The sequence below is a fragment of the Pseudothioclava arenosa genome (assembly GCF_002358085.1).
GTDB lineage: Bacteria > Pseudomonadota > Alphaproteobacteria > Rhodobacterales > Rhodobacteraceae > Pseudothioclava > Pseudothioclava arenosa.
In genome coordinates this window covers 91,565-112,620 of the sequence record NZ_NTJD01000004.1, presented here as the reverse complement: position 1 = coordinate 112,620, position 21,056 = coordinate 91,565, and the positions used below count along the sequence as shown (strand labels likewise).

The following is a 21,056-nucleotide window of genomic DNA, read 5'->3' as shown; positions in this document are numbered from 1 at the left end:
CCTCAGGGCTGCATCATCTCGGGGGGCACAAGCCCCAGCGAAACGAGAATATTGGTCACGATCAGCGCGGTGAGCAGCACGGTGAAAAACCCCGTCAGCAACACGCCCATAGCGGTGGCGGCAAGGTTCTCGAACCCGTGCAGCGCGGCGGTGAAATTGACCAGCAGATAGATCAGCAGACCGATGGTGATCGCGGTCAGCGCGAACATCGCCGTCATCGGGAAGAACACCATCACCACGACCTGCACCGCCTGCAGGATCGTCAAGACGCCCTGCATCCAGACCGTCAGCAAGAGCGCGTCGCGAAAGCTCCCCTGCCCGCCGAAGCGCCGGCCCATGAAGGCCATCTGAAAGGCGATCACCAGCGGAATCGCGATCTGCAGCGGGCCAAGCAGGAAGGCCATGTTCTCGAACGGGATCTTGCCGCGCGAGAGCATCGTCATCATGCCCTCGCCGATCGTGCCGAGGATCACCGAGACCACGCCGACCAGCACCAGACCGATCCATCGCGCGTCATTGGGCGGGTTCCAGGCGATCAGCTCGCGTGCCACCTCGCGCGGGGCAAGGAGCGTGCGCAGGACCATCTCGCGCAGGTCGAACGGAAGCATCACACCGCCTCCGTCTCGAATTGGGTGACCCGCAGCCCCGCGATCCAGATCGCGAAAAACACCGCGAAGACCAGAAGCGAGACGATGCCAAGCTGCGGCCCTGCGCCGATGAAACCGGCCACCAGCCCCTGCAGCAGCATCAGGGGCGAGATCGCCAGCATCGCCCAGAACAGCGACAGCCGCCCACCATACCAGTTGCCCGCGCCGCCAAAGCCGCGCGAGAGCAGCACCGCCCCCGCCGCCATCAGGTAGAACAGCGGGATCGCGGCCAAGAGCCCCAACCCCGTTCCCACCATCAGCCCGGTCAGCGGCTGGTCGGGATGTTCAAAGGCAAAGCGCGACAGCCGCGGCCATTGCGCGATGAAGATCACGATCAGCCCCGCGATCAGGAAGGAAAACACCCGCATTTCCGAGCGTTTGCGCGCCAGATGCGAACGCACCACCGCGCGCGGCGCGCGGTAGCTGCGCAGGATGTCTTCGGTCGCAGCCATCTTGCCCTCAGTCGCGGTGACGGTTCAGCCAGGCCTCAAGCCGCCCGACGATATCGTCGCGCAGGCCCTCGTCCTCGATCTCGTCGATCGCATCGGCCAGGAAGGACAGGACCAGCAGGCCGCGCGCCTCTTCCATCGGCACCCCACGCGAGCGCAGATAGAACAGCGCCGTCTCGTCGATCGCGCCGGTGGTCGAGCCATGCGAGCATTTCACGTCATCGGCGTAGATCTCGAGCTCGGGCTTGGCGAGGAACTGACTGTCGTCATCCAAGAGCAGCGACTGGCTGATCTGATAGCCATCGGTCTTCTGCGCGCCGGGTTTCACCAGGATCTTGCCCTGGAAAGTGCCGACCGCACCGTGCTTGAGCACCTTCTTGAACACCTGCCGGCTCTCGCCGCGCTCGGCGCCATGGGTGACGAACACCGTGTCGTCATGCAGGAACGCGTCCGAGGCGCCATCGCCAAGGGCCGCGCCCGCGACATGGGCCACGGCATCGTCGCCCACCATGTCGATCACGCATTCATTGCGCGTCAGCACCCCGTTCACCGTGAGCGTAAAGCTCTTGAACAGCGCCTCTTCGGCCACGCGCGCGAAAATCGCGGTGGCGGCGCGGCGTTCGTGATCGCGGCCCTGCACGCGGACATGATGGAAACGCGCGCCTTTGGCCACGTCAACTTCCATCACCTTGTTGAAGCGCGCGCCCGCCGGCCCGTTTTCCAGGATCGTCAGCTCCGCGCCCTCTTCGAGGCGGATCACGTGATGCAGGATCGGGTCCGAAACCTCGGAGCGGTGAATATAGATCAGGTTGATCGGCTTTTCGGCCTTGGCGGTCGCCCGGATCAAGAGCCCGTCGGTCGCCGCCGCCGTGTTCAGCGCCGCCAGCGGGCGCGCGACCGGGGTCTGGCCCGCCACTTCCAGCGTGCCGTAAAGCCCGCTCGCCCAGTTCAGATCGGGCGCTTCGGCGAGGCGGGTGATTTCCACCCCGGCCAGCGCCAGATCATCGGAGGCATCGGCATCGAAAACGCCATCGACAAAGACCAGCTTCACGCGGTCGGTCGCCTCGAAAACGGGCGCTTCGTCGCTGTCGTCGAAGGCCTGCGCAGGCACCGGCGTCGCAGCGATGAAATCGGCGGGGTTGGTCCAGCGCCAATACTCGTCGCGCCGCCCGGGCAGGCCCATCGCGACCAGCCGCGCCAGCGCATCCTTGCGCGCCGCCGGGGCAAAGCCCGTCGTGCTCAGCCCTTCCAGCCGCGCCTCGAGCGTGGATTTCTGAACGGCCGCGCCCATCACACCGCCTCCGTCAGACCATGCGCCTTGAGGATATCGGCATAGCCGTTCTGTTCGACCTCAAGCGCAAGCTCCGGCCCGCCGGTCTGGATGATGCGGCCATCGGCCATGATATGCACCACGTCCGGTTTGATGTGATCGAGCAGGCGCTGATAGTGGGTGATCACGAGGAAGCTGCGGCCCGCGTCACGCAGCGCGTTCACGCCATCGGCCACAAGCCGCATCGCGTCCACGTCAAGCCCCGAGTCGGTCTCGTCGAGGATGCACATCTTGGGTTCGAGCATCGCCATCTGCAGAATCTCGTTGCGCTTTTTCTCGCCGCCAGAGAAGCCGACGTTGACCGGGCGTTTCAGCATGTCGGCGTCGATTTTCAGGGTTTTCGCCTTTTCGCGCACGACCTTCAGGAATTCACCCGCCGAAAGCTCGTCTTGCCCGCGCGCCTTGCGCTGCGCGTTCAGAGCGGTGCGCAGGAAGGTCATGTTGCCGACGCCCGGGATCTCGACCGGATATTGGAACGCGAGGAACAGGCCCGCGGCGGCGCGCTCTTCGGGCTCCATCTCCAGCAGTTCCTCGCCCTCGAGCAGCGCCGAACCGTCGGTCACCTCATAGCCGTCGCGCCCCGAAAGCACATAGGACAGCGTCGACTTGCCCGAGCCGTTCGGGCCCATGATCGCATGCACCTTGCCGGTCTCGACCGTCAGGTTCACCCCTTTCAGGATGACCTTGTCCTCTTCTTCAAGTTTGACGTGCAGGTTCTTGATTTCCAGCATTTATTTCACCGTCTCTTGCGGGACCCCGGCGCCGTCTGCGCGCCCTCCGGCCCAAATCCAATTCCGTTCATGCCCCTGCGGGCAGATTAACCAACGCTGCCTTCGAGGCTGATCGCCACCAGCGATTGCGCTTCCATTGCGAATTCCATCGGCAGCGCCTGCAGCACTTCGCGGCAGAAGCCGTTCACCACCAGCGCCACAGCCTCTTCCTCGCCGACGCCACGGGCGCGGCAGTAGAACAGCTGATCGTCATCGACCTTCGAGGTGGTGGCCTCGTGCTCGACGCGGCTCGAGTTGTTCTTGACCTCGATGTAGGGCACCGTGTGGGCGCCGCATTTATCGCCGATCAGAAGGCTGTCGCATTGCGTGTAATTGCGCGAGTTCTTGGCCTTCGGGTGCATGCTGACCAGACCGCGATAGGTGTTTTGCGCATGGCCTGCCGAGATCCCCTTGGAGACGATCCGCGACTTCGAATTCTTGCCCAGATGGATCATCTTGGTGCCGGTATCGGCCTGCTGCCAGTTGTTGGTGATCGCGATCGAGTAGAACTCGCCCTGGGTATCCGCGCCGCGCAGGATGCAGGACGGGTATTTCCAGGTGATCGCCGAGCCGGTCTCAACCTGGGTCCACATCACCTTGGCGCGGTCGCCGCGGCAATCGGCGCGCTTGGTGACGAAGTTATAGATCCCGCCCTTGCCGTTCTCGTCGCCGGGGAACCAGTTCTGCACGGTCGAATATTTGACCTCGGCATCTTCCTCGATGACGATTTCCACCACCGCCGCATGCAGCTGCGCGGTGTCACGCTTGGGCGCGGTGCAGCCTTCGAGATAGCTGACATAGGCGCCCTTGTCGGCGACGATCAGCGTGCGCTCGAACTGGCCGGTGTTTTCGGCGTTGATGCGGAAATAGGTCGACAGCTCCATCGGGCATTTCACGCCCGGCGGCACGTAGACAAAGGAGCCATCCGAGAACACCGCGCAGTTCAGCGTGGCAAAGAAATTGTCCGACTGCGGCACCACCGTGCCGAGGTATTTCTTGACCAGCTCGGGGTGTTCCTTGATCGCCTCCGAGATCGAGCAGAAGATCACGCCCGCCTCGGCCAGCTTGTCCTTGAAGGTGGTGCCGACCGAGACGCTGTCGAACACCGCATCGACGGCCACCTGACGCTCGCCCTCGACCAAATCCTCGGCGCCTTCGACGCCGGCGAGGATCAGCTGTTCCTTCAACGGGATGCCCAGCTTTTCATAGGTCGCCAGCAGCTTGGGGTCGACCTCGTCCAGCGACTTCGGCTTGGTCTCCATGCTTTTCGGGCGCGCGTAGTAATAGATGTCCTGATAGTCGATCGCCGGGATGTTCAGCATCGCCCAATCGGGTTCGGGCATCTCCTGCCAGCGACGGAAGGCCGCCAGACGCCATTCCAGCATCCATTCCGGCTCGTCATTCTTGGCCGAGATCAACCGCACGATCTCTTCGCTCAGCCCTTTCGGGGCGAACTCCATCTCGATCTCGGTCTCCCAGCCGTATTTGTAGGAGCCCATATTCTGCACGGTCTCGACCGTCTCGCGGTCGACGCCCTCGCGGATTTCCAGATCAGATGTCACGTTCTCGTTCCTCAGTCTTTGGGGCGCGCGCGCCCCTCGTCATCCGTTGCGCTCCAGCGCCTTCTTTCGGGCCTTGCCCCACTCGGCGGCAAACCGCAAGACCTGCTCGCGGGAAATGCCCGGGCCCAGAGAGACGCGCATCGCGCTGCCCGCCTGTTCCTCCGGCCAGCCCATCGCGCGCAGCACGCGGCTTGCGCGCACCTTGCCCGAGGAACAGGCCGAGCCCGCGGAAATGGCGAAACCCGCCAGATCCATGCGCATCACCTGCGTCTCGCCCTTCCATCCGGGCGCGATCACCGAAAGCGTGTTAGGCAGGAGCGCGGGCCTGTCGGCCCCCGCCCCGTCCTTGTCGCGCGTTGTTTCCCAACCCGGAAAATAGAGCGTTTGGTCGGCCTCTTCCAGAGCCAATTTTAGAATATTTCTAATTTCTGCGACTTCATCCCAGACACCGGCGTCCAGATCGCGCGCCGCCGCCTCGGCCGCCGCCCCGAACCCGACCGCGCCAAGCAGGTTTTCCGTGCCCGCGCGGCGCCCCATCTCCTGCCCGCCGCCCTTGAGCCGCGCGGCAATATCCGTGCCCCGTCGCAGGACCAGCGCGCCAACGCCCTTGGGCCCGCCGAGCTTATGCGCGGACACGATCCCGCAGGTCGCCTCAAGCCAGTTGAAGGCAAAGGGTATCTTGCCGAAGGCCTGGGTCAGATCGCTCAGCCAAAGACCCGGCGGCAAATCCTGCACCACGCCGGTCTCGGAATTGGCCAGTTGCAGCGCGCTTTGCGCCGGATCGGCCACCGTCACACGGCCAAAGCCATCGACCGGCAGATCGGGCGCACACCAGGCGCTGACGGCCTCATGCTCGATTTCGGCACAGTGCGCGCCCCGCCCTTCGAGCGCGAGCGCCGCCGCCTCGGTCGCGCCCGAGGTAAACACGACATCCTGCCCCTCGGCCCCGAGCGCCTCGGCCACCTGCGCCCGCGCGCGCTCCAGCGCCGATTTCGCTGCGCGCCCCTCGGCATGCACCGAGGACGGGTTGCCGACCAGATCCATCGCCGCGACCATCGCCGCGCGCGCCTCGGCGCGCATCGGCGCCGTGGCATTCCAGTCGAGATAAAGCCGCTCGACCATCACGCCCTCCGCCCCGCGCACGCGGCCCCCGAGCGGGTCATGCGTATTTCGGCCAAGAAGAAGGCAAGGCCGCCCGTTTCTTCTTGGCGCAAATACGCCCCCGCCGGAGGCGTCCAGTCCTCACCACGGGCGCGCCTTGGCATCATTCGTCCACCACCGAAAACAGCGAAGGCACCGCCGGGCAGGGTTTCAGCCCGTTCTTCACCACATCCTCCAGCGAGGTCTGGTGCAGGAACACGAAGACCTGCGCGCTCAGGCTTTCCCAGAGCCGGTTCGACAACGACTGCGCCCGCGTTCCCGAAACACCGCCCGAGGCGCCCGCGCCCATTTCCATCGCCGAAACGGTTTCGTCGACCGCCTCGAAAACCTCGGAGATGCGGATCTCGTGCGGCGCGCGCGCCAGCCGATAGCCGCCGCCGGGGCCGCGCACCGAATTCACAAGGCCCGCGCGGCGCAACCGCACGAAAAGCTGTTCGAGATAGGGCAGCGAGATGCTCTGACGCTCGGAAATCGCCGCCAGCGAGGTCCGCTCGCCCGGGCGCACCGTCGCCATATCCACCAACGCCACGATCGCATAGCGCCCTTTGGTCGAAAGTTTCATCGCCCCTCCCCCGAGAAAGCGCGTCCCGGGCCGCATTTACAGGGGGGCGGGCATTGACGCCGCGCCCTTGGCCGCTTAACTCGGAACCAGCAGTTTTCCGGCGTGGTGCCGGGCCTGGCCTCGTCCTACGACCCCTGAGTGAAACCGTCAAGTTTTCAAGAGGTCGCAGGTCCGCAAAGGCCACGCGAGAGCGATACAAGCGAGAAACGATGCCCGAAGTCATTTTCCCCGGTCCCGAAGGTCGCCTCGAGGGCCGCTATCATCCGCAAGCCAATCCCGACGCGCCGATCGCGATCATCCTGCACCCCGATCCGCAATTCGGCGGCACGATGAACAACCGCGTCGTCTATAACCTGCATTACGCCTTCCACCAGATCGGCTTCACCGTTCTGCGCTTCAACTTCCGGGGCGTGGGCCGCAGCCAGGGCGAGTATGACGCGGGCGTGGGTGAATTGTCGGACGCCGCTTCGGCGCTGGATTACCTGCAGGCGATGAACCCGAACTCCAAGCATTGCTGGGTCGCGGGCCACAGCTTTGGCGCCTGGATCGGCATGCAGCTTTTGATGCGCCGCCCCGAGATCACCGGCTTCGTGTCGGTCGCACCGCCCGGGGCCTCGTCGCCGGGGCCGGGCAATTACGATTACAGCTTCCTTGCGCCCTGCCCGTCTTCGGGGCTGATCATCAACGGCACCGCAGACCGCATCGCGCCGCCGGCCGAGACCGCGTCACTGGTCTCGAAACTGCACGAGCAGAAGGGCATCACCATCACCCACACCGAGATCGAAGGCGCGGATCACTTCTTCAAGGATGAAGAGGCGCATATGAAGCCGCTGATCTCGACGGTGCAGGATTACGTGAAACGCCGCCTGACCGAGGGCACGCGCTAACGGAGGCTGGCATGGCGCTGCTCGAAGAACTGGCTGAAAAGCTCGCCTATGACACGATGAAGGCGATGGACGAGACCGGCAATGACCGGCTCTGGGTCGATGTGGGCAATTACATCGGCACCTCCTCGCCTTCGCTGCAGGAGGCCTATAACACGGCCTGCCGCACCCATCTGGCCGAGCGGCGCGGGCGCAAGTTCCTTGAGGAACAGATCGCCAAGTCCAGGGCCGCGAAGGGTCAGGCATGACGACGCGGCTCGAGCAGCAATTCGCCTTCCTGCTCGAAGCCGAGAAGCTGAAATCGGTGACCCGCGCGACCCCGATCCATGACGGATCGCGCCCCGAGAATTCGGGTGAGCACAGCTGGTCGCTGGCGCTTTACGCGCTGGTGCTGGCCGATCAGGCGGGGCACGGCGTCGATATTTCCCGCGCGATCCGGATGCTGTTGCTGCATGACCTCGTGGAGATCGACGTGGGCGATGTGCCGATCCACGCGCAGGGCGGCGCGGCGCATGATGCGCCAGCATTGCTGGCGGCCGAGGCGGCGGCGGCCGAGCGGATCTTTGGCCTCTTGCCCGAGGATCAGGGCGCCGAGCTTCTGGCGCTCTGGCAGGAATTCGAAGCCAATGAGACCCCGACCGCCGTTTTCGCCAAATCGCTCGATCGCACGCAGCCGGTGCTGTTGAACCTGCGCGCGGGCGGAGGCTCGTGGGAGGAATTCAACGTCACCCTGCCCCAGCTCGAAGCCCGCGTGGGCGCGAAAATCGCGCGCGGATTGCCCGAGGTCTGGCAGGCCGTGCGCGCCCGCATCCTGCCCTGGTTCGCGGCGCGGGAGCGGCTCTGAATATTTTTGGTATACAGTCGCATACCGAACTGGATTTCCGCCTTCCGATCCGCTAAAAGCAAGCTCAGATGAATCATCTGCGCCATGGAGGGGCACCCATGTCCAAGATCAAAGTTGCAAACCCGGTCGTCGAACTCGACGGCGATGAAATGACCCGGATCATCTGGGATTTCATCAAGCAGAAACTGATCCTTCCCTATCTCGATCTCGACTTGAAATATTACGACCTCGGCATCGAGGAGCGTGACCGCACCGAAGACCAGATCACCATCGACGCCGCCCTTGCGATCAAGGAATACGGCGTCGGCGTGAAATGCGCGACGATCACCCCCGACGAGGCACGGGTCGAGGAATTCGGCCTGAAGAAGATGTGGAAATCGCCGAATGGCACGATCCGCAACATCCTTGGCGGCGTGGTCTTCCGCCAGCCGATCATCTGCCGCAACGTGCCGCGCCTCGTGCCGGGCTGGACCAAGCCGATCGTCGTTGGCCGTCACGCGTTTGGCGACCAGTACAAGGCGACCGACTTCACCTTCCCGGGTGCTGGCAAGCTCACGATGAAATACGAGGGCGCGGACGGCACCGTGATCGAGAAGCTGGTTTACGACGCACCCTCGGCGGGCGTGTTCCAGGGCATGTACAACCTCGACGACTCGATCATCGACTTTGCCCGCGCCTCGCTGAACTACGGCCTCGCGCTGAAATGGCCGGTCTATCTGTCGACCAAGAACACCATCCTCAAGGCCTATGACGGCCGCTTCAAGGACCTGTTCCAGAAGGTCTACGAAGAGGAATTCGAGGAGCAGTTCAAGAAGGCTGGGATCTGGTACGAGCACCGCCTGATCGACGACATGGTGGCCTGCGCGCTGAAATGGAACGGCGGTTTTGTCTGGGCCTGCAAGAACTATGACGGCGATGTGCAGTCGGACACGGTGGCGCAGGGCTTCGGCTCGCTCGGGCTGATGGCCTCGCAGCTGATGACGCCCGACGGCAAGATCGTTGAGGCCGAGGCCGCGCATGGCACCGTCACCCGCCACTATCGCCAGCACCAGAAGGGCGAGGCGACCTCGACCAACTCGGTGGCCTCGATCTACGCTTGGACCGGTGGCCTCAAGCACCGCGCCAAGCTCGATGGCAACGCCGAGCTGATGAAATTTGCCGAGACGCTCGAGCGCGTCACCGTGCAATGCGTCGAGGACGGGTTCATGACCAAGGATCTCGCGCTGCTGGTCGGGCCCGACCAGCGCTGGCTGACCACGATGGGCTTCCTCGAGAAGGTCGACGAATACCTCAACAAGGCGATGTGATCGACTTGTTTTCCCCTGACTGGCCGGGCCCTGCGCCCGGCCATTTTTTATGCCTTAACGCTTGCCCCCGTGCGGGCTGCCCGGCAGACTGCACTTGTATTCGTTGGAGGGTTCACCTTGGTCAGAAAGCTCCTTGCCGCCGCCCTGCTGGCGCTGATCGCCACCACCGCCCCGGTCTTTTCGGCACAGACCGATGTCGAAGCGCTGATCAAGGGGCAGGTCGGGCAGGTCTTGCGCTTTCGCATCGCGCGGCGCTGGAGCGAAACCGGCGACACGCCCAAGCTCAATTCAGCCCTGCCGAACCTGAACGCGACCTACCGGCTGATGCTGCGGCTCAACGAAGAAGGCTGGGTGCGCAACAGCGTGAATGACCACCCGGACTGGGTGAAGACGCAGGCCGAAGAACGCGCCAAGGCCGCCGCCCGCGCCGAACGCTGCAAGGGCGCGATGATCTGCCTTGAAGAGAACAACATCACGATAGGCGGTCCAAAACCCAATCGCCTGCTGATCTATTTCACCCCACGCGTGCGCACCGAAACCGAGATCGGCTATGCCCGCCAGCCCAAGTTCGACGATCTGACCCCCGACGAGATTTTCTACAAGTTCCCGCCGATCGCGGATCTGGCGATCCTGCAACTCCTGCGCTCCGAGAAACCCGAATGCGACTGGGAAAGTGATGTCCGGCTTTGGTTCGACGAGCGCGACGCGCTGATCGACCAGATCCATTTCCTGACGCAGAAGGACGGGATCGACATTCACCAATGTATCCAGATCGGGCGCGAGGGCCCGGTGGTGAAATCCTTCACCTACACACTGCAATAGCCCCCTCTTGCGTCGGCGGGTGTTTTCGGATGATCTCGCGCCATGACCGAGATCATTGCCGAGACCCCTGCCCGCCACTCCGCCCTCGATGACGCCCAAGGCATTGCCTATGGCGCGCTGATGGCGGCCTTCGGCGTGGTGATGCTGACCCATCTGGGGCTGGTGACGGGGCAGACGGCGGGGCTTGCGATTCTGATCTCCTATGCGACGGGCTGGGCGTTTGGTCCGGTGTTCTTCGTGATCAACCTGCCCTTCTACTGGCTCGGCTATAAACGGCTGGGGCTGGCCTTCGTGATCAAGACGCTCGCTGCGGTTAGCCTGTTGTCGGGGCTGACGATGGTGCTGCCGCGCTATGTGAGCTTCGAGACGCTGCACCCGGCGCTGGGCGCGGTGCTGATCGGGGTGATTTCGGGCTCGGCGCTGCTGGCGCTGTTTCGCCACGGGGCGAGCCTTGGCGGCGTCGGCATCGTGGCGCTGTATCTCCAGGACAAGACCGGGTTTCGCGCGGGGCTGACGCAGCTCCTGTTCGATGCCTGCGTCTTTGGCGTCGCGCTTCTGTTGCGCGACGGGCAGACGGTGGCCTGGTCGTTCCTTGGCGCCGTCGTGCTGAACCTCGTCATCACCATGAACCACCGCCGCGACCGCTATATCGCGACCTGATCCGGCCCCGCAATCGGTCTTGACCGGCGCGTCATTTCGCGCGAAATTTAGGTCATGACCGCTGACCCGAATACCCTTGCCCCATCCCCTCCGCCCGAGCCGCATTACTCGCTGCTCGAGGATATCCAGGGGCTGATCATCGCTGCCGCCCAAGCGGCGCTGGGCATTCACCTGCTGCGCGCCGCGGGGCTGGTGACGGGCGGCACGGCGGGCCTTTCGCTGATCCTCGCCTATGCGCTGGGCTGGAATTTCTCGGTGGTGTTCTTTGCGATCAACATCCCCTTCAATGCCTTTGCCTATATGGCGCGGGGGCTGGCGTTTTGCCTGAAAAGCCTAGCCACGGTCACGCTAGTGTCGCTGATGGCCGAGGGGCTGAAGCCGGTTCTGGTGCTGCAAAACATCCATCCCGGCATCGCGGCCGCGCTCTTCGGGATCAGCGCGGGCGTCGGGCTGCTGGGGCTGTTCCGGCATTCGGGCAGCCTTGGCGGCGTCTCGATCGTGGCGCTGGTGTTGCAGGACCGCTTTGGCTTCAAGGCGGGCTACACGCAGCTGATCCACGATCTTTGCCTCTTTGCCGTGGCGTTCTGGCTCTTGCCCCCCGACCGCGTGGCGTGGTCTCTTCTCGGGGCGGTGATCCTGAATGCGGTGATCGCGTTCAACCACCGTCGCGACTGGTATGTCGTGAGCTAAAGCGAGCCTCGCCATGAAAACCTATCTGTTCCTGCTGATCGCGGTGCTGTTCGAGACCTTCGGCTCGTCCTGCCTGCAAGCGAGCCAGCAATTCACCCGGCTCTGGCCCTCGCTCGGCGTGGTGGTGGGGTTTGCGGGCGCGTTCTGGTTCTTTACGCTGGTGCTGAAAGAGCTGCCGCTTGGCATCACCTATGCGCTCTGGTCGGGGATCGGGATCATCCTGATCACCGTCTCGGGGCGGGTGCTGTTTGGGCAAAAACTTGATCCGGCGGCCTTTCTGGGGCTTGGCCTGATCATCACGGGCATCCTTGTCATCAACCTGTTCTCGAAATCGGGCACGCATTAGGCTGGCCAAGGCGCGCTTTTGCCTGTATGGCCGCCCCAAACCACGAACAGGCGGATATCATGGACCTTCGCAATATCGCGATCATTGCGCACGTTGACCACGGCAAGACCACGCTGGTCGACAAACTGCTCAGCCAGTCGGGCGCGTTCCGGGAAAATCAGGCCGTGGCCGAGCGGGCCATGGACAGCAACGACATCGAGCGCGAGCGCGGCATCACCATTCTGGCCAAGGCGACTTCGGTCGAATGGAAAGGCACGCGGATCAACATCGTCGACACCCCCGGCCACGCCGATTTCGGCGGCGAGGTGGAGCGCATCCTGTCGATGGTCGACGGCGTCTGCCTTCTGGTCGACGCGGCCGAAGGCCCGATGCCGCAGACCAAGTTCGTCACGCAAAAGGCGCTGGCGCTGGGGCTCAAGCCCATCGTCGTGCTGAACAAGGTCGACAAGCCCGCCGCCGAGCCCGATCGCGCGCTGGATGAAGTGTTCGACCTGTTTGCCAACCTCGGCGCCAATGACGAGCAGCTCGATTTCCCGCATGTCTATGCCTCGGGCATCGGCGGTTGGGCGGATCGCGACCTCGACGGCCCGCGCAAGGACCTGTCGGCGCTGTTCGACCTGATCCTCGAGCATGTCGAGCCGCCGAAGCAGGAGTTTCAGGCCGATCAACCCTTCCGCATGCTGGCGACCACGCTGGGCGCCGACCCGTTCATCGGGCGCATCCTGACGGGTCGCGTGGAATCGGGCACGCTCAAGGTCGGCGACCCGCTGAAGGCGCTGTCGCGCAAGGGCGACAAGATCGAGCAGTTCCGCTGCACCAAGATCCTCGCCTTCCGCGGCCTCTCGCAGCAGCCGATCGACGAAGCCGTCGCCGGCGACATCGTCTCGATCGCGGGTATGTCGAAGGCCACTGTGGCCGATACGCTCTGCGCGCTCGAGGTCGACACCGCGCTTGACGCGCAGCCGATCGACCCGCCGACGATCTCGGTCACTTTTGGCATCAACGACAGCCCGCTGGCCGGCCGCGACGGCACCAAGGTGCAATCGCGCGTGATCCGCGAGCGTCTCCTGAAAGAGGCCGAAACCAACGTTGCGATCCGCGTCGAGGACACCCCCGGCGGCGAGGCCTTTGTCGTCTCGGGGCGCGGCGAATTGCAGATGGGCGTGCTGATCGAGAACATGCGCCGCGAAGGGTTCGAGCTGTCGATCTCGCGCCCGAAGGTGATCTTCCGCGAGGAAGACGGCCAGCGCATGGAGCCGATCGAAGAGGTCATCATCGATGTCGATGACGAATATTCGGGCGCCGTGATCGAGAAACTGACCGGCGTGCGCAAGGGCGAGCTGACCGAAATGCGCCCGGCCGAAGGCGGCAAGACGCGCATTGTCGCGCTGGTGCCCTCGCGCGGGCTGATCGGCTATCAGGGCGAGTTCATGACCGACACGCGCGGCAACGGCGTGCTGAACCGCATCTTTAACAGCTGGGCACCCTACAAGGGTGCGATCGAGGGTCGCCGTCAGGGCGTGCTGATCTCGATGGAGAACGGCGTCTCGGTCGCCTATGCGCTGTGGAACCTCGAAGAACGCGGCAAGCTGTTCATCGGCGCGCAGGAGCAGGTCTATGAGGGCATGATCATCGGCGAGCATTCCCGCGATAACGACCTCGAGGTGAACCCGCTCAAGGGCAAGAAACTGACCAACGTGCGCGCGTCGGGCACCGACGAGGCCGTGCGCCTCACGCCGCCGGTGCGGATGAGCCTCGAAGAAGCGATCGCCTATATCAACGACGACGAGCTGGTCGAGGTGACGCCGAAGATCGTGCGTCTGCGCAAGCGCTACCTTGACCCGCATGAGCGCAAGCGTCAGGCGCGCGCGGAAAGCTGAGACAAAAAAGGGGGGCTCTGCTCCCCTCTTTACTTCGTAAAGACCCCCCCGGGATATTTCCGGCAAAATGAAGGGGTTTAGCGGAAGAGCACCAGTGCGCCCGGCGACCAGGCGACGCGGGTGCGGGTGCCGACATCGAGAACCGGACGGCCAAAGACGTTGCGCATCGAGATCCGCACCGGTTTCTCGACCCCGTCGAGCTTCACGTCGTAATAGGTCATGTCGCCGTAATAGACGACCTCGTCGATCGTGCCGGGCGCTTCGCGGTCCAGGGGCGTCTGGCCATCGTAGAGGAGCGTCAGCGTCTCGGGGCGGAAGCCCACCGCCGCCTCGCCGCCATTCGGGGCGGCCGAGGCCTGTTCTTCGGTCACGTCGAGCGGCCCCAAGCCCGGCACATCCAGCTGGATATGGCCATTGCCCTCGCCCAGGACGCGCGCAGGCAGGAAATTCATTACCCCGATGAAATCCGCGACGCGGCGCGAATTGGGGCGGCGATAGAGGGTTTCGGGATCGGCGAGCTGGGCGATCTCGCCTTCGAACATCACCGCGATCCGGTCGGACATGACCAGCGCCTCTTCCTGGTCATGCGTCACCAGAACGAAGGTGATGCCGACCTCGCGCTGCAGCTTGATCAGCTCGACCTGCATCTGTTCGCGGATCTTTTTGTCGAGCGCGGAAAGCGGCTCGTCGAGCAGCAGCACCTTGGGTTTGAGGATCAGCGCGCGGGCCAGGGCCACGCGCTGGCGCTGGCCGCCCGAAAGCGCGTGCGCGGCGCGCGCGCCATAGCCCTTCAGCCCAACCATCTCGAGCGATTCCTCGACGAGCTTGTCTTTCTCGGCCTTGGAGCGCGGATCGCGGCGCAGGCCAAAACCCACGTTCTGGGCGACCGTCAGATGCGGAAAGATCGCGTAGCTCTGGAACACCATATTGGTCGGGCGCTTGTTCGCGGGCACGTTTTCCATGCTGTTGCCGTCGATCAGCACCGCGCCCGAGGAAATCCCCTCGAACCCCGCGATGGTGCGCAGAAGCGTGGTCTTGCCGCAGCCCGAGGGACCGAGGAGCGAGAAAAACTCGCCCTCGCGGATGGTGGCGGTGATACCGCGCAGCGCGTGGTAATCTCCGTAATATTTATGCACGTCCTGAAACTCGATCATCGTCTTGCGTTGATCGAGCGGCACCTTGGCCGCAATCACGTTGCGCGGGGCGGGTTTGACGTCGATCACAGGAAGCCTCCGGTATCCTTGCCGCCGGTCTTCGCGATGCCGCGGCGGCGGAAATATTCAGCGATGGTCAGGAGAATGATCGACAGCGCCACGAGGCAGGTGCCAAGCGCCATGATCATCGGGATCTGTTTCGGGAAGCGCAGCTGCGAGAAGATATAGGTCGGCAGCGTGGGCTCATTCCCGGCAAGGAAGAAGGCGATGATGAATTCATCGAGTGAGATGGTGAAGGCGATCAGCATCGAGGAGATGATGCCGGGCAGCACCAGCGGCAGCGTGATCAGCCGGAAGGTCGACCATTTGCCCTCGCCCAGATCATAGGCAGCCTCTTCGAGCGAGACATCGAGCGAGCTAAAGGCCGTGTTCAGGATCGCGATCGTGTAGGGCGTGGCGATCAGCACATGGCCAAGGATCACGGTGAAGACCGACAGCTCGATGCCAACCGACAGAAGCACCAGCAAAAGCGAGCCGCCGACCATGATTTCAGGCAGCACCAGGGGCAGCATGATCAGCCCCATGATCGGCCCCTTGCCCGGAAAGCGAAAGCGTGAGCCCGCGCGCGCCGCGAAAATCCCCAGCACCGTGGCAAAGACCGCCGTCGAGCCCGCGATGATGAGCGAATTGCCCACCGCGCGGCGCAAGGTGTCATTGGCGAACATCTGGCCGAACCATTCCAGCGTGAAGCCCTTCAGCGGGAAGGCGATGATCGTGCCATCGTTGAAGGCAAAGATCGGCAGCAAGAGGATCGGCGCGTAGAGGAACAGCAGATAGGCGAGCGCGTAGATGCGCAGCGAGGGCAGCTTCATTTCGCACCTCGCAGATAGCGCCGGTTCATCGCGACGAAGCCAAGCGAGATCAGCGCGACCACCGCCATCGCCGAGATCGCGATCGCCGAGCCCATCGGCTTGTTATCAAGGGGCAAAAGCTGCGCCTGGATCATGTTCGCGACCATCGGAAGCTTGCCGCCGCCGATCAGTTCGGGCGTCACATAATCCCCGATCGTCGGGATGAAGACGATCAGCACCGCCGCCACCACGCCCGGCATCGCCAAAGGCAAGGTCACGCGCAGGAAGGTCATCGCCTTCGATTCGCCAAGGTCCTGCCCGGCTTCCAGCAGCGAGCGGTCGATCTTTTCCAGCGCCACGAAAATCGGCAGGATCGCGAAGGGCGCATAGGCATGGGCCAGCGTCACCGTGATCGCGCCCACGGTATTGAGCATCTGGATCGGGTCTTCAATCAGCCGCCCGTCACCGATCAGCCCCAGCGATTTCAGCCCCGAATTGATCACACCGTTGTAGCCCAGGATCACCTTCCACAGGAACACGCGGATCAGGTAGCTCGTCCAGAACGGGATGGTGATCAGGAAGAGCCAGAGCGACTTGCGCTCGGGGCGCAGCTTGAACGACAGGAAATAAGCAACCGGAAAGGCCAGCGCCACGGTGGCCAGCGTCACCAGACCCGCCACGATCAGCGAACGCAGCAGGATCGAGCGAAAGATCGGGTCGCTCCAGACCGCGATGTAGTTTTCCAGCGTGACTTCGCGAATGACCGTCAGATAGCCATCCTTGAAGAAGGAAAAGGCGAAAATCGTCAGCAGCGGCGCCGCCAACAGCAAGATCGCATAGATCGCCGTCGGGCTGACCAGCGCAAGGCCGTTCGCCGCTTCGGAATGCTTGATCCGGCTCCAAGCCGATTGCGCCATGTCCGCCCCCTTCTGCGCCCAAACGAGATCGCGGAGCCGACGAAAGCACATGGTTCGGGAAGTGAAAAGAGGGGCCGTAAGGGGCGGCGCGTGAATTTCACGCAACCGCCCGAAAATAAGGCGCTGTTCAGACGGGCAGATCGGTGGGTTGACGTTCCAGCAGGCGTTTGAGGCGCTGGATCGCCTGATTGAACTGCTCTTCGGGCACGCCGCCCGCCATCGCGATGCGCACCGCGTTCGGCGCATGCCCGTCATGGAGCACATATTCATCGGCCGAGCGCACCAGCACCCCTTCGGCCTCGGCCATGCGCGCGAAAACCGAGCCGCGCCAGCCCAGCGGCAGCTTGAGCCAGACGAAGGACAGGCCCGGCAGCCAGCTCAGGTCCTGATCGCCAAGCGCCTGCAGCGTCATCTGCAACCGCCGCCCCATCTCCTCCTGCGCCGAATAACGCAGCCGCATCGCCTCGCCCGAATTCATCAGTCGCGTGACGATATCGGTCACCGGCCGCGACAGGCCAAAGAAACCATGCTGCGCCGCCAGCCGCCCCGCTTCGCCCATGCCCTCGGGCGCGACGACAAAGCCAAAGCGCAGCCCCGCCGAGATCGTCTTGGAGATCGAGGTGACATGCCAGGCGCGTTCCGGCGCGATCGCGCGCAGGCTCGGAAGCCCGGTGACCGGCGCGGTATAGCAATCGTCCTCGATGATCTGCAGGTCATGGCGGCGGGCGACCTCGGCAATCGCCTCGCGTCGCTCGGTGCTCATGCGCACCGCGGTCGGGTTCTGCGCGTCGGGCGTGATGCAGACAATCTGGCCGCGATGGCGCCGGCAGGCCGCATCGAGCGCCTCGGGGATCATCCCCTGATCGTCGAGCGCCACCGCCACGACCTCGGCCCGGTTGAGCCGCGCCGCGTGGCGGAACCCCGGATAGGCCAGCTCTTCGACGAAAACCACCGGGCGATCACCGCGCAGGCAGCATTGCATCACCACATTGATCCCGTTCTGACCGCCATGTGTCAGCACAATATCCTCGGGCGTGATGACACCATCGAGGGAACAAGCCTCGGGAAACCAGTTCAATACCGCCTCGCGGCAGTAATAATCGCGCCGCAACCCCGGATATTCGAGGTAATGCGCATCCAGATCCGCCGCCGCCTCTGCCATGGCATGGGCCAGCGCCTTGGTCTGGCCGACATCAGGGAGCTGCGGCGAGCGCAGATCGACCACGCCGGGCATCTCGCCGTAAAGCGATGAGGGTTGCGAATAGAGGGGCTCGGTCGGGCCAAACCGTTGTGTGCGCGAGGCGACAAAGGTGCCGCGCCCCACCACGGCTTCCAGCAGCCCCTCTTGCGTCGCGATCTGATAGGCGCGCGACACGGTGCCCGGCGTCACGCTCAGCCGCCAGGCCAGATCGCGCACCGTCGGAAGCCGCGATCCCGCCGGAAGCGCCCCGCTGCGAACGCCCTCGCGCACCGCACGCACCAGCGAAAGATATTTCGGCCCGGAACGGGCGGAGAGGTCAGGCTTCCAGCTTGTATCAGACACAATGTTTCTCTGGCGAGTTTTGTTGCAGCTTTGTATTAATTCAATACCAGATGAATGGTGATTGTATCAATAACAAAATGCAGGTGACCTATGTTCGGTTCGACGCTGTCCACCCAAAGCCCCTTTGCCCGCGCCTCACGCCGGAATCCGGCGCAGAAAGGTGTTCTTGCGCGCTGGATCATGGCACGCCGAACCCGCGTCGCGCTGCGGGCGCTGGACGCACACCTGCTTGAAGATATCGGAATGACCGAAGGCGAGGCCAAGCGCGAATCCGCGCGCCCCTTCTGGCAGTAACGGGCGCCGCAGTCCCCTGTCGGCCCTCTTCCTGGGCCGGGCTCTGCCCGGTCCTTTTTTCATGCTTTGCGCGTGCCTCGGGCGCTTGTGGCGGTGACGCGGCGCACACTATTTTGTACCGCGCCATGACACGCACAATGTTACAAGCGCGCCGAATTGTGCCCCTCTACCCGCGGGGAATTCCCGGCCAGAAGCACCCGCGCCTCGTGCCCCCGCAATGATCGCCGCGCGCCCGGCCAGCGCCCGGCGCAGATTTGTGCCTCAAGCTCGGGGAACAAGGCATACAATTCCTGTTGCTGCGCGCTTCCAAGCCCGGCCAGCGCGCGTGCTCCGGGCTGAAAGCTCTCGCTCCAACAGCCATCCGACAGAACAATCTCATGGTGGTCAAAAAGCAGGTGAATGTAGGTCACCTCTTGCGGCGCAGCGCGTGAAACCCCGGGCTGGCCGACCAGATGGATCGCCGGAACCAGCACTTCCCTTTCGCCGAACAGCATCTCGGCGCGCGCGCCCGTCAGCAGCATCCGATGCTGCGGCGAGACCATCATGTCGCGCTCAGGCCGCGCGGGCCCCAGCGCACCCGCACGGATCAACACCGGCGCAAGCTTTGGCATCGACGCGAGCCAGGCGCCATCAACGCGCTTCACACCGACCCAGCGGACGGTGCGATAGCCATTGTCCCGCGTCAGCACCCGATCGCCCGCCACGATCTTCTCCACAGGCCGCGATCCGGTTGCCGTCTCAATCAGCGTTCCGGGCGTAAAGCACGGAACATGAACGATATTTTCGATATTATCGAAGGTGGTCGTGCTGCCATCCGCCCAGCGGATCGTGCCCGCCTCGGGATCGTTCGGATCGTAGATGATCTTGGCGCGCCCGTTGATGATCAGCGTGTCGATATCGCTGTTATCGAGATCCTCGGAACCGTCGATATGCTCGCCGATATCCAACCCTTCGGTGACCGAGATCGTGTCAGACCCGGTGCCGCCAACGACCGAGTCCAGCCCCTCGCCACCCTCGAGATAGTCATTGCCCGCGCCGCCAAGGATCGTGTCGTCGCCGGTGCCGCCATAGAGCGAATCCCCGCCGCCGCGCCCATCGAGGTAATCCTCGCCGTCATTGCCGTAGAAGATGTTCGTATAGGCATCTGTGGGCGAGGTGGAGGAGCCATCAAACCCGATCAGCGTGTCGTCGAAGCTCGAACCATAGAGCCCGTCGATCCCGGAAAGCGTGTCGCCCGTGGCATCGCCGCCCGAGGCCGCGCCGGTCGAGAGGTTGATGCTGACCCCGGCATCCGAATCCGAATAATCGGCATAATCCATGCCCTGCGCGCCGCTGAGAAGGTCGCCGCCCTCCCCGCCATGCAGCGTATCATTGCCGGTGTTGCCATAGAGCGTGTCATTGCCCGCCCCGCCGTCGAGCGAGTCATTATCCGCCCCGCCATCGAGCGTGTCGTTGCCCACGCCGCTGATCAGCGTATCGTTCCCGGTGCCGCCCAAAAGCAGGTCATTGCCCGCGTCATCAACCAGCAGGTCATTGCCCGCCCCGCCATCGAGCGTGTCGTCATCGGACTGGATCGCGGTGAAATACACGTCCGAGATCTGCACGACCTGCCCACCCGTGCCCTGGTTGGCATAGGTGATTTCGACCCGCGAGACCGTCCCCGCGATGGTCACCAGCACCGAGCCATCCAGATCGGCCGAGACGTTATTGCCGCCAACGCCGGTCACGGTCTGGCCCGAGACGCTGTCTTGCGTCGCGATCAGCGTGACCGGAATCTCTTGCCCGTTCTCGTCGTAGGCGCGGATCGTGATGATGTCGGTCCAGGTGCTGTTGTCGACATCCCAGAGCCGGAAGGACACATCGGAGACGTAGTTCTCAAGGCCCGAGCCGGAGGCCGCCGAGAAGTTCATCGTCACGCGCGAACTGAGCCCGGTGCCCGCGGTCGCGGTCAGCGTCGAGGCCGAGCTCGACGAGAAGCTCTCGCCGGGGGCGACATAGCCAACATTGGTGTTGCTTGCCGTAAACCCGGTCCCAAGCCCAAGATCGGTATAGCTGACCGCAACATTGATCCCGCCGGTGTTCTGGACGAACCCGCCGGCGAGGTTGCTGTTGATCTGCGCCTGCTGCGACCAGCTCAGGAACTGCGTGACCGTGTCGATCGTGCCGCCGCCGTTGATCGTATCGTCGCCGTCGCCGCCGAGGAGAGAGTCGTTCCCCGCGCCCCCATTGATCGAATCCGCTCCGGTGGTGCCGGTGTAGATATTGTCACCGCTCGTTCCCGAGTAGATCGCCATATTGCCTGTCTCCCCCCGGAAACTGCTCCTCCCCTCGTTGGTCCGGCTTTACGGCACGGCATTCACCCCCTGATGCAACGCCATGTGAC

General features: G+C 63.9%; 22 protein-coding genes. 10 read left to right on the top strand and 12 right to left on the bottom strand.

Going from position 1 to position 21,056, the window contains the following annotated elements:
• Positions 1-2: 2 nt before the first annotated feature.
• The 7 genes from CLN94_RS06715 to iscR all read right to left on the bottom strand — a co-directional run bounded on the left by CLN94_RS06715 (position 3) and on the right by iscR (position 6,481).
• Positions 3-608 (bottom strand): YIP1 family protein, encoded by a 606-nt coding sequence (locus tag CLN94_RS06715; protein WP_096432455.1) that lies wholly within the window; start codon positions 606-608, stop codon positions 3-5.
• On the bottom strand, positions 608-1,099 hold the full coding sequence (locus CLN94_RS06710; RefSeq protein ID WP_096432453.1) for a YIP1 family protein: 492 nt from the start codon (positions 1,097-1,099) through the stop codon (positions 608-610). Before CLN94_RS06710 ends, CLN94_RS06715 begins: the two co-directional genes overlap by 1 nt.
• A 7-nt stretch (positions 1,100-1,106) precedes the next feature.
• The gene (locus tag CLN94_RS06705; RefSeq protein ID WP_096432451.1) at positions 1,107-2,387 is read right to left on the bottom strand and encodes a SufB/SufD family protein; all 1,281 of its coding nucleotides are present in this window, start codon (positions 2,385-2,387) and stop codon (positions 1,107-1,109) included.
• On the bottom strand, positions 2,387-3,157 hold the full coding sequence (sufC, locus tag CLN94_RS06700; protein ID WP_096432449.1) for a Fe-S cluster assembly ATPase SufC: 771 nt from the start codon (positions 3,155-3,157) through the stop codon (positions 2,387-2,389). The genes CLN94_RS06705 and sufC overlap by 1 nt, the downstream gene beginning before the upstream one ends.
• An 86-nt stretch (positions 3,158-3,243) precedes the next feature.
• Positions 3,244-4,758 carry a Fe-S cluster assembly protein SufB gene (gene sufB / locus CLN94_RS06695; RefSeq protein ID WP_096432447.1) on the bottom strand — a complete coding sequence of 505 codons (1,515 nt, stop codon included), beginning with the start codon at positions 4,756-4,758 and terminating at the stop codon, positions 3,244-3,246.
• A 39-nt stretch (positions 4,759-4,797) separates the two neighbouring features.
• Positions 4,798-5,880 carry a cysteine desulfurase family protein gene (locus tag CLN94_RS06690; protein ID WP_096432816.1) on the bottom strand — a complete coding sequence of 361 codons (1,083 nt, stop codon included), beginning with the start codon at positions 5,878-5,880 and terminating at the stop codon, positions 4,798-4,800.
• Between the two features lie 142 nt (positions 5,881-6,022).
• The gene (gene iscR, locus CLN94_RS06685) at positions 6,023-6,481 is read right to left on the bottom strand and encodes a Fe-S cluster assembly transcriptional regulator IscR (protein WP_096432445.1); all 459 of its coding nucleotides are present in this window, start codon (positions 6,479-6,481) and stop codon (positions 6,023-6,025) included.
• Positions 6,482-6,690: 209 nt separating this feature from the next.
• Here iscR and CLN94_RS06680 point away from each other — a divergent pair, with 209 nt between their 5' ends.
• The 9 genes from CLN94_RS06680 (at position 6,691) to typA (ending at position 13,914) form a co-directional block, all read left to right on the top strand.
• On the top strand, positions 6,691-7,368 hold the full coding sequence (locus CLN94_RS06680) for an alpha/beta hydrolase (RefSeq protein WP_096432443.1): 678 nt from the start codon (positions 6,691-6,693) through the stop codon (positions 7,366-7,368).
• Positions 7,369-7,379: 11 nt separating this feature from the next.
• Complete coding sequence (locus tag CLN94_RS06675; protein ID WP_096432441.1) at positions 7,380-7,613, top strand: hypothetical protein; 234 nt, start codon at positions 7,380-7,382, stop codon at positions 7,611-7,613.
• The gene (locus CLN94_RS06670; RefSeq protein ID WP_096432439.1) at positions 7,610-8,209 is read left to right on the top strand and encodes an HD domain-containing protein; all 600 of its coding nucleotides are present in this window, start codon (positions 7,610-7,612) and stop codon (positions 8,207-8,209) included. Before CLN94_RS06675 ends, CLN94_RS06670 begins: the two co-directional genes overlap by 4 nt.
• A 98-nt stretch (positions 8,210-8,307) precedes the next feature.
• Positions 8,308-9,516: an NADP-dependent isocitrate dehydrogenase gene (locus CLN94_RS06665; RefSeq protein WP_096432814.1), complete on the top strand. Its 1,209-nt coding sequence runs from the start codon at positions 8,308-8,310 to the stop codon at positions 9,514-9,516.
• 117 nt (positions 9,517-9,633) lie between these two features.
• A complete protein-coding gene (locus CLN94_RS06660; RefSeq protein WP_096432437.1) occupies positions 9,634-10,338 on the top strand; it encodes a hypothetical protein in 705 nt (234 codons plus the stop codon).
• Between the two features lie 42 nt (positions 10,339-10,380).
• Positions 10,381-10,998, top strand: coding sequence for a YitT family protein (locus tag CLN94_RS06655; RefSeq protein WP_096432435.1), 618 nt, complete (start codon positions 10,381-10,383; stop codon positions 10,996-10,998).
• A 54-nt stretch (positions 10,999-11,052) separates the two neighbouring features.
• On the top strand, positions 11,053-11,688 hold the full coding sequence (locus CLN94_RS06650) for a YitT family protein (protein ID WP_096432433.1): 636 nt from the start codon (positions 11,053-11,055) through the stop codon (positions 11,686-11,688).
• A 13-nt stretch (positions 11,689-11,701) separates the two neighbouring features.
• Complete coding sequence (locus tag CLN94_RS06645) at positions 11,702-12,034, top strand: DMT family transporter (RefSeq protein ID WP_096432431.1); 333 nt, start codon at positions 11,702-11,704, stop codon at positions 12,032-12,034.
• A gap of 59 nt (positions 12,035-12,093) precedes the next feature.
• Positions 12,094-13,914 carry a translational GTPase TypA gene (typA, locus tag CLN94_RS06640; RefSeq protein ID WP_096432812.1) on the top strand — a complete coding sequence of 607 codons (1,821 nt, stop codon included), beginning with the start codon at positions 12,094-12,096 and terminating at the stop codon, positions 13,912-13,914.
• Positions 13,915-13,991: 77 nt separating this feature from the next.
• On the opposite strand, the gene CLN94_RS06635 is transcribed toward typA, so the two are convergent.
• From CLN94_RS06635 to CLN94_RS06620, 4 genes are all read right to left on the bottom strand, one after another.
• Positions 13,992-15,068: an ABC transporter ATP-binding protein gene (locus CLN94_RS06635; protein WP_096432810.1), complete on the bottom strand. Its 1,077-nt coding sequence runs from the start codon at positions 15,066-15,068 to the stop codon at positions 13,992-13,994.
• Between the two features lie 65 nt (positions 15,069-15,133).
• Entirely contained in the window at positions 15,134-15,940 is an 807-nt protein-coding gene (locus tag CLN94_RS06630; RefSeq protein WP_096432429.1) for an ABC transporter permease, read from the bottom strand.
• Complete coding sequence (locus tag CLN94_RS06625; RefSeq protein ID WP_096432808.1) at positions 15,937-16,836, bottom strand: ABC transporter permease; 900 nt, start codon at positions 16,834-16,836, stop codon at positions 15,937-15,939. The genes CLN94_RS06630 and CLN94_RS06625 overlap by 4 nt, the downstream gene beginning before the upstream one ends.
• Before the next feature lie 127 nt (positions 16,837-16,963).
• Positions 16,964-18,379, bottom strand: coding sequence for an aminotransferase-like domain-containing protein (locus CLN94_RS06620; RefSeq protein WP_096432427.1), 1,416 nt, complete (start codon positions 18,377-18,379; stop codon positions 16,964-16,966).
• A gap of 90 nt (positions 18,380-18,469) precedes the next feature.
• Between CLN94_RS06620 and CLN94_RS14215 the strand changes: the two genes are divergently transcribed.
• Complete coding sequence (locus CLN94_RS14215; protein ID WP_179300255.1) at positions 18,470-18,673, top strand: DUF1127 domain-containing protein; 204 nt, start codon at positions 18,470-18,472, stop codon at positions 18,671-18,673.
• Between the two features lie 140 nt (positions 18,674-18,813).
• Here CLN94_RS14215 and CLN94_RS14210 read toward each other — a convergent pair whose 3' ends face one another.
• A complete protein-coding gene (locus CLN94_RS14210; protein WP_096432425.1) occupies positions 18,814-20,967 on the bottom strand; it encodes a Hint domain-containing protein in 2,154 nt (717 codons plus the stop codon).
• Positions 20,968-21,056 lie beyond the last annotated feature (89 nt).

Bases quoted from the DNA above. Each gene is read 5' to 3' on its own strand.
- CLN94_RS14210 (WP_096432425.1), bottom strand. From the start codon at position 20,967: ATGGCGATCTACTCGGGAACGAGCGGTGACAATATCTACACCGGCACC.
- CLN94_RS06625 (WP_096432808.1), bottom strand. From the start codon at position 16,836: ATGGCGCAATCGGCTTGGAGCCGGATCAAGCATTCCGAAGCGGCGAAC.
- CLN94_RS06710 (WP_096432453.1), bottom strand. From the start codon at position 1,099: ATGGCTGCGACCGAAGACATCCTGCGCAGCTACCGCGCGCCGCGCGCG.
- CLN94_RS06715 (WP_096432455.1), bottom strand. From the start codon at position 608: ATGCTTCCGTTCGACCTGCGCGAGATGGTCCTGCGCACGCTCCTTGCC.
- CLN94_RS06665 (WP_096432814.1), top strand. From the start codon at position 8,308: ATGTCCAAGATCAAAGTTGCAAACCCGGTCGTCGAACTCGACGGCGAT.
- CLN94_RS06675 (WP_096432441.1), top strand. From the start codon at position 7,380: ATGGCGCTGCTCGAAGAACTGGCTGAAAAGCTCGCCTATGACACGATG.
- CLN94_RS06690 (WP_096432816.1), bottom strand. From the start codon at position 5,880: ATGGTCGAGCGGCTTTATCTCGACTGGAATGCCACGGCGCCGATGCGC.
- iscR (WP_096432445.1), bottom strand. From the start codon at position 6,481: ATGAAACTTTCGACCAAAGGGCGCTATGCGATCGTGGCGTTGGTGGAT.
- CLN94_RS06645 (WP_096432431.1), top strand. From the start codon at position 11,702: ATGAAAACCTATCTGTTCCTGCTGATCGCGGTGCTGTTCGAGACCTTC.
- CLN94_RS06655 (WP_096432435.1), top strand. From the start codon at position 10,381: ATGACCGAGATCATTGCCGAGACCCCTGCCCGCCACTCCGCCCTCGAT.
- CLN94_RS06650 (WP_096432433.1), top strand. From the start codon at position 11,053: ATGACCGCTGACCCGAATACCCTTGCCCCATCCCCTCCGCCCGAGCCG.
- CLN94_RS06630 (WP_096432429.1), bottom strand. From the start codon at position 15,940: ATGAAGCTGCCCTCGCTGCGCATCTACGCGCTCGCCTATCTGCTGTTC.
- sufC (WP_096432449.1), bottom strand. From the start codon at position 3,157: ATGCTGGAAATCAAGAACCTGCACGTCAAACTTGAAGAAGAGGACAAG.
- CLN94_RS06635 (WP_096432810.1), bottom strand. From the start codon at position 15,068: ATGATCGAGTTTCAGGACGTGCATAAATATTACGGAGATTACCACGCG.
- typA (WP_096432812.1), top strand. From the start codon at position 12,094: ATGGACCTTCGCAATATCGCGATCATTGCGCACGTTGACCACGGCAAG.
- CLN94_RS06705 (WP_096432451.1), bottom strand. From the start codon at position 2,387: ATGGGCGCGGCCGTTCAGAAATCCACGCTCGAGGCGCGGCTGGAAGGG.
- CLN94_RS06670 (WP_096432439.1), top strand. From the start codon at position 7,610: ATGACGACGCGGCTCGAGCAGCAATTCGCCTTCCTGCTCGAAGCCGAG.
- CLN94_RS14215 (WP_179300255.1), top strand. From the start codon at position 18,470: ATGTTCGGTTCGACGCTGTCCACCCAAAGCCCCTTTGCCCGCGCCTCA.
- CLN94_RS06680 (WP_096432443.1), top strand. From the start codon at position 6,691: ATGCCCGAAGTCATTTTCCCCGGTCCCGAAGGTCGCCTCGAGGGCCGC.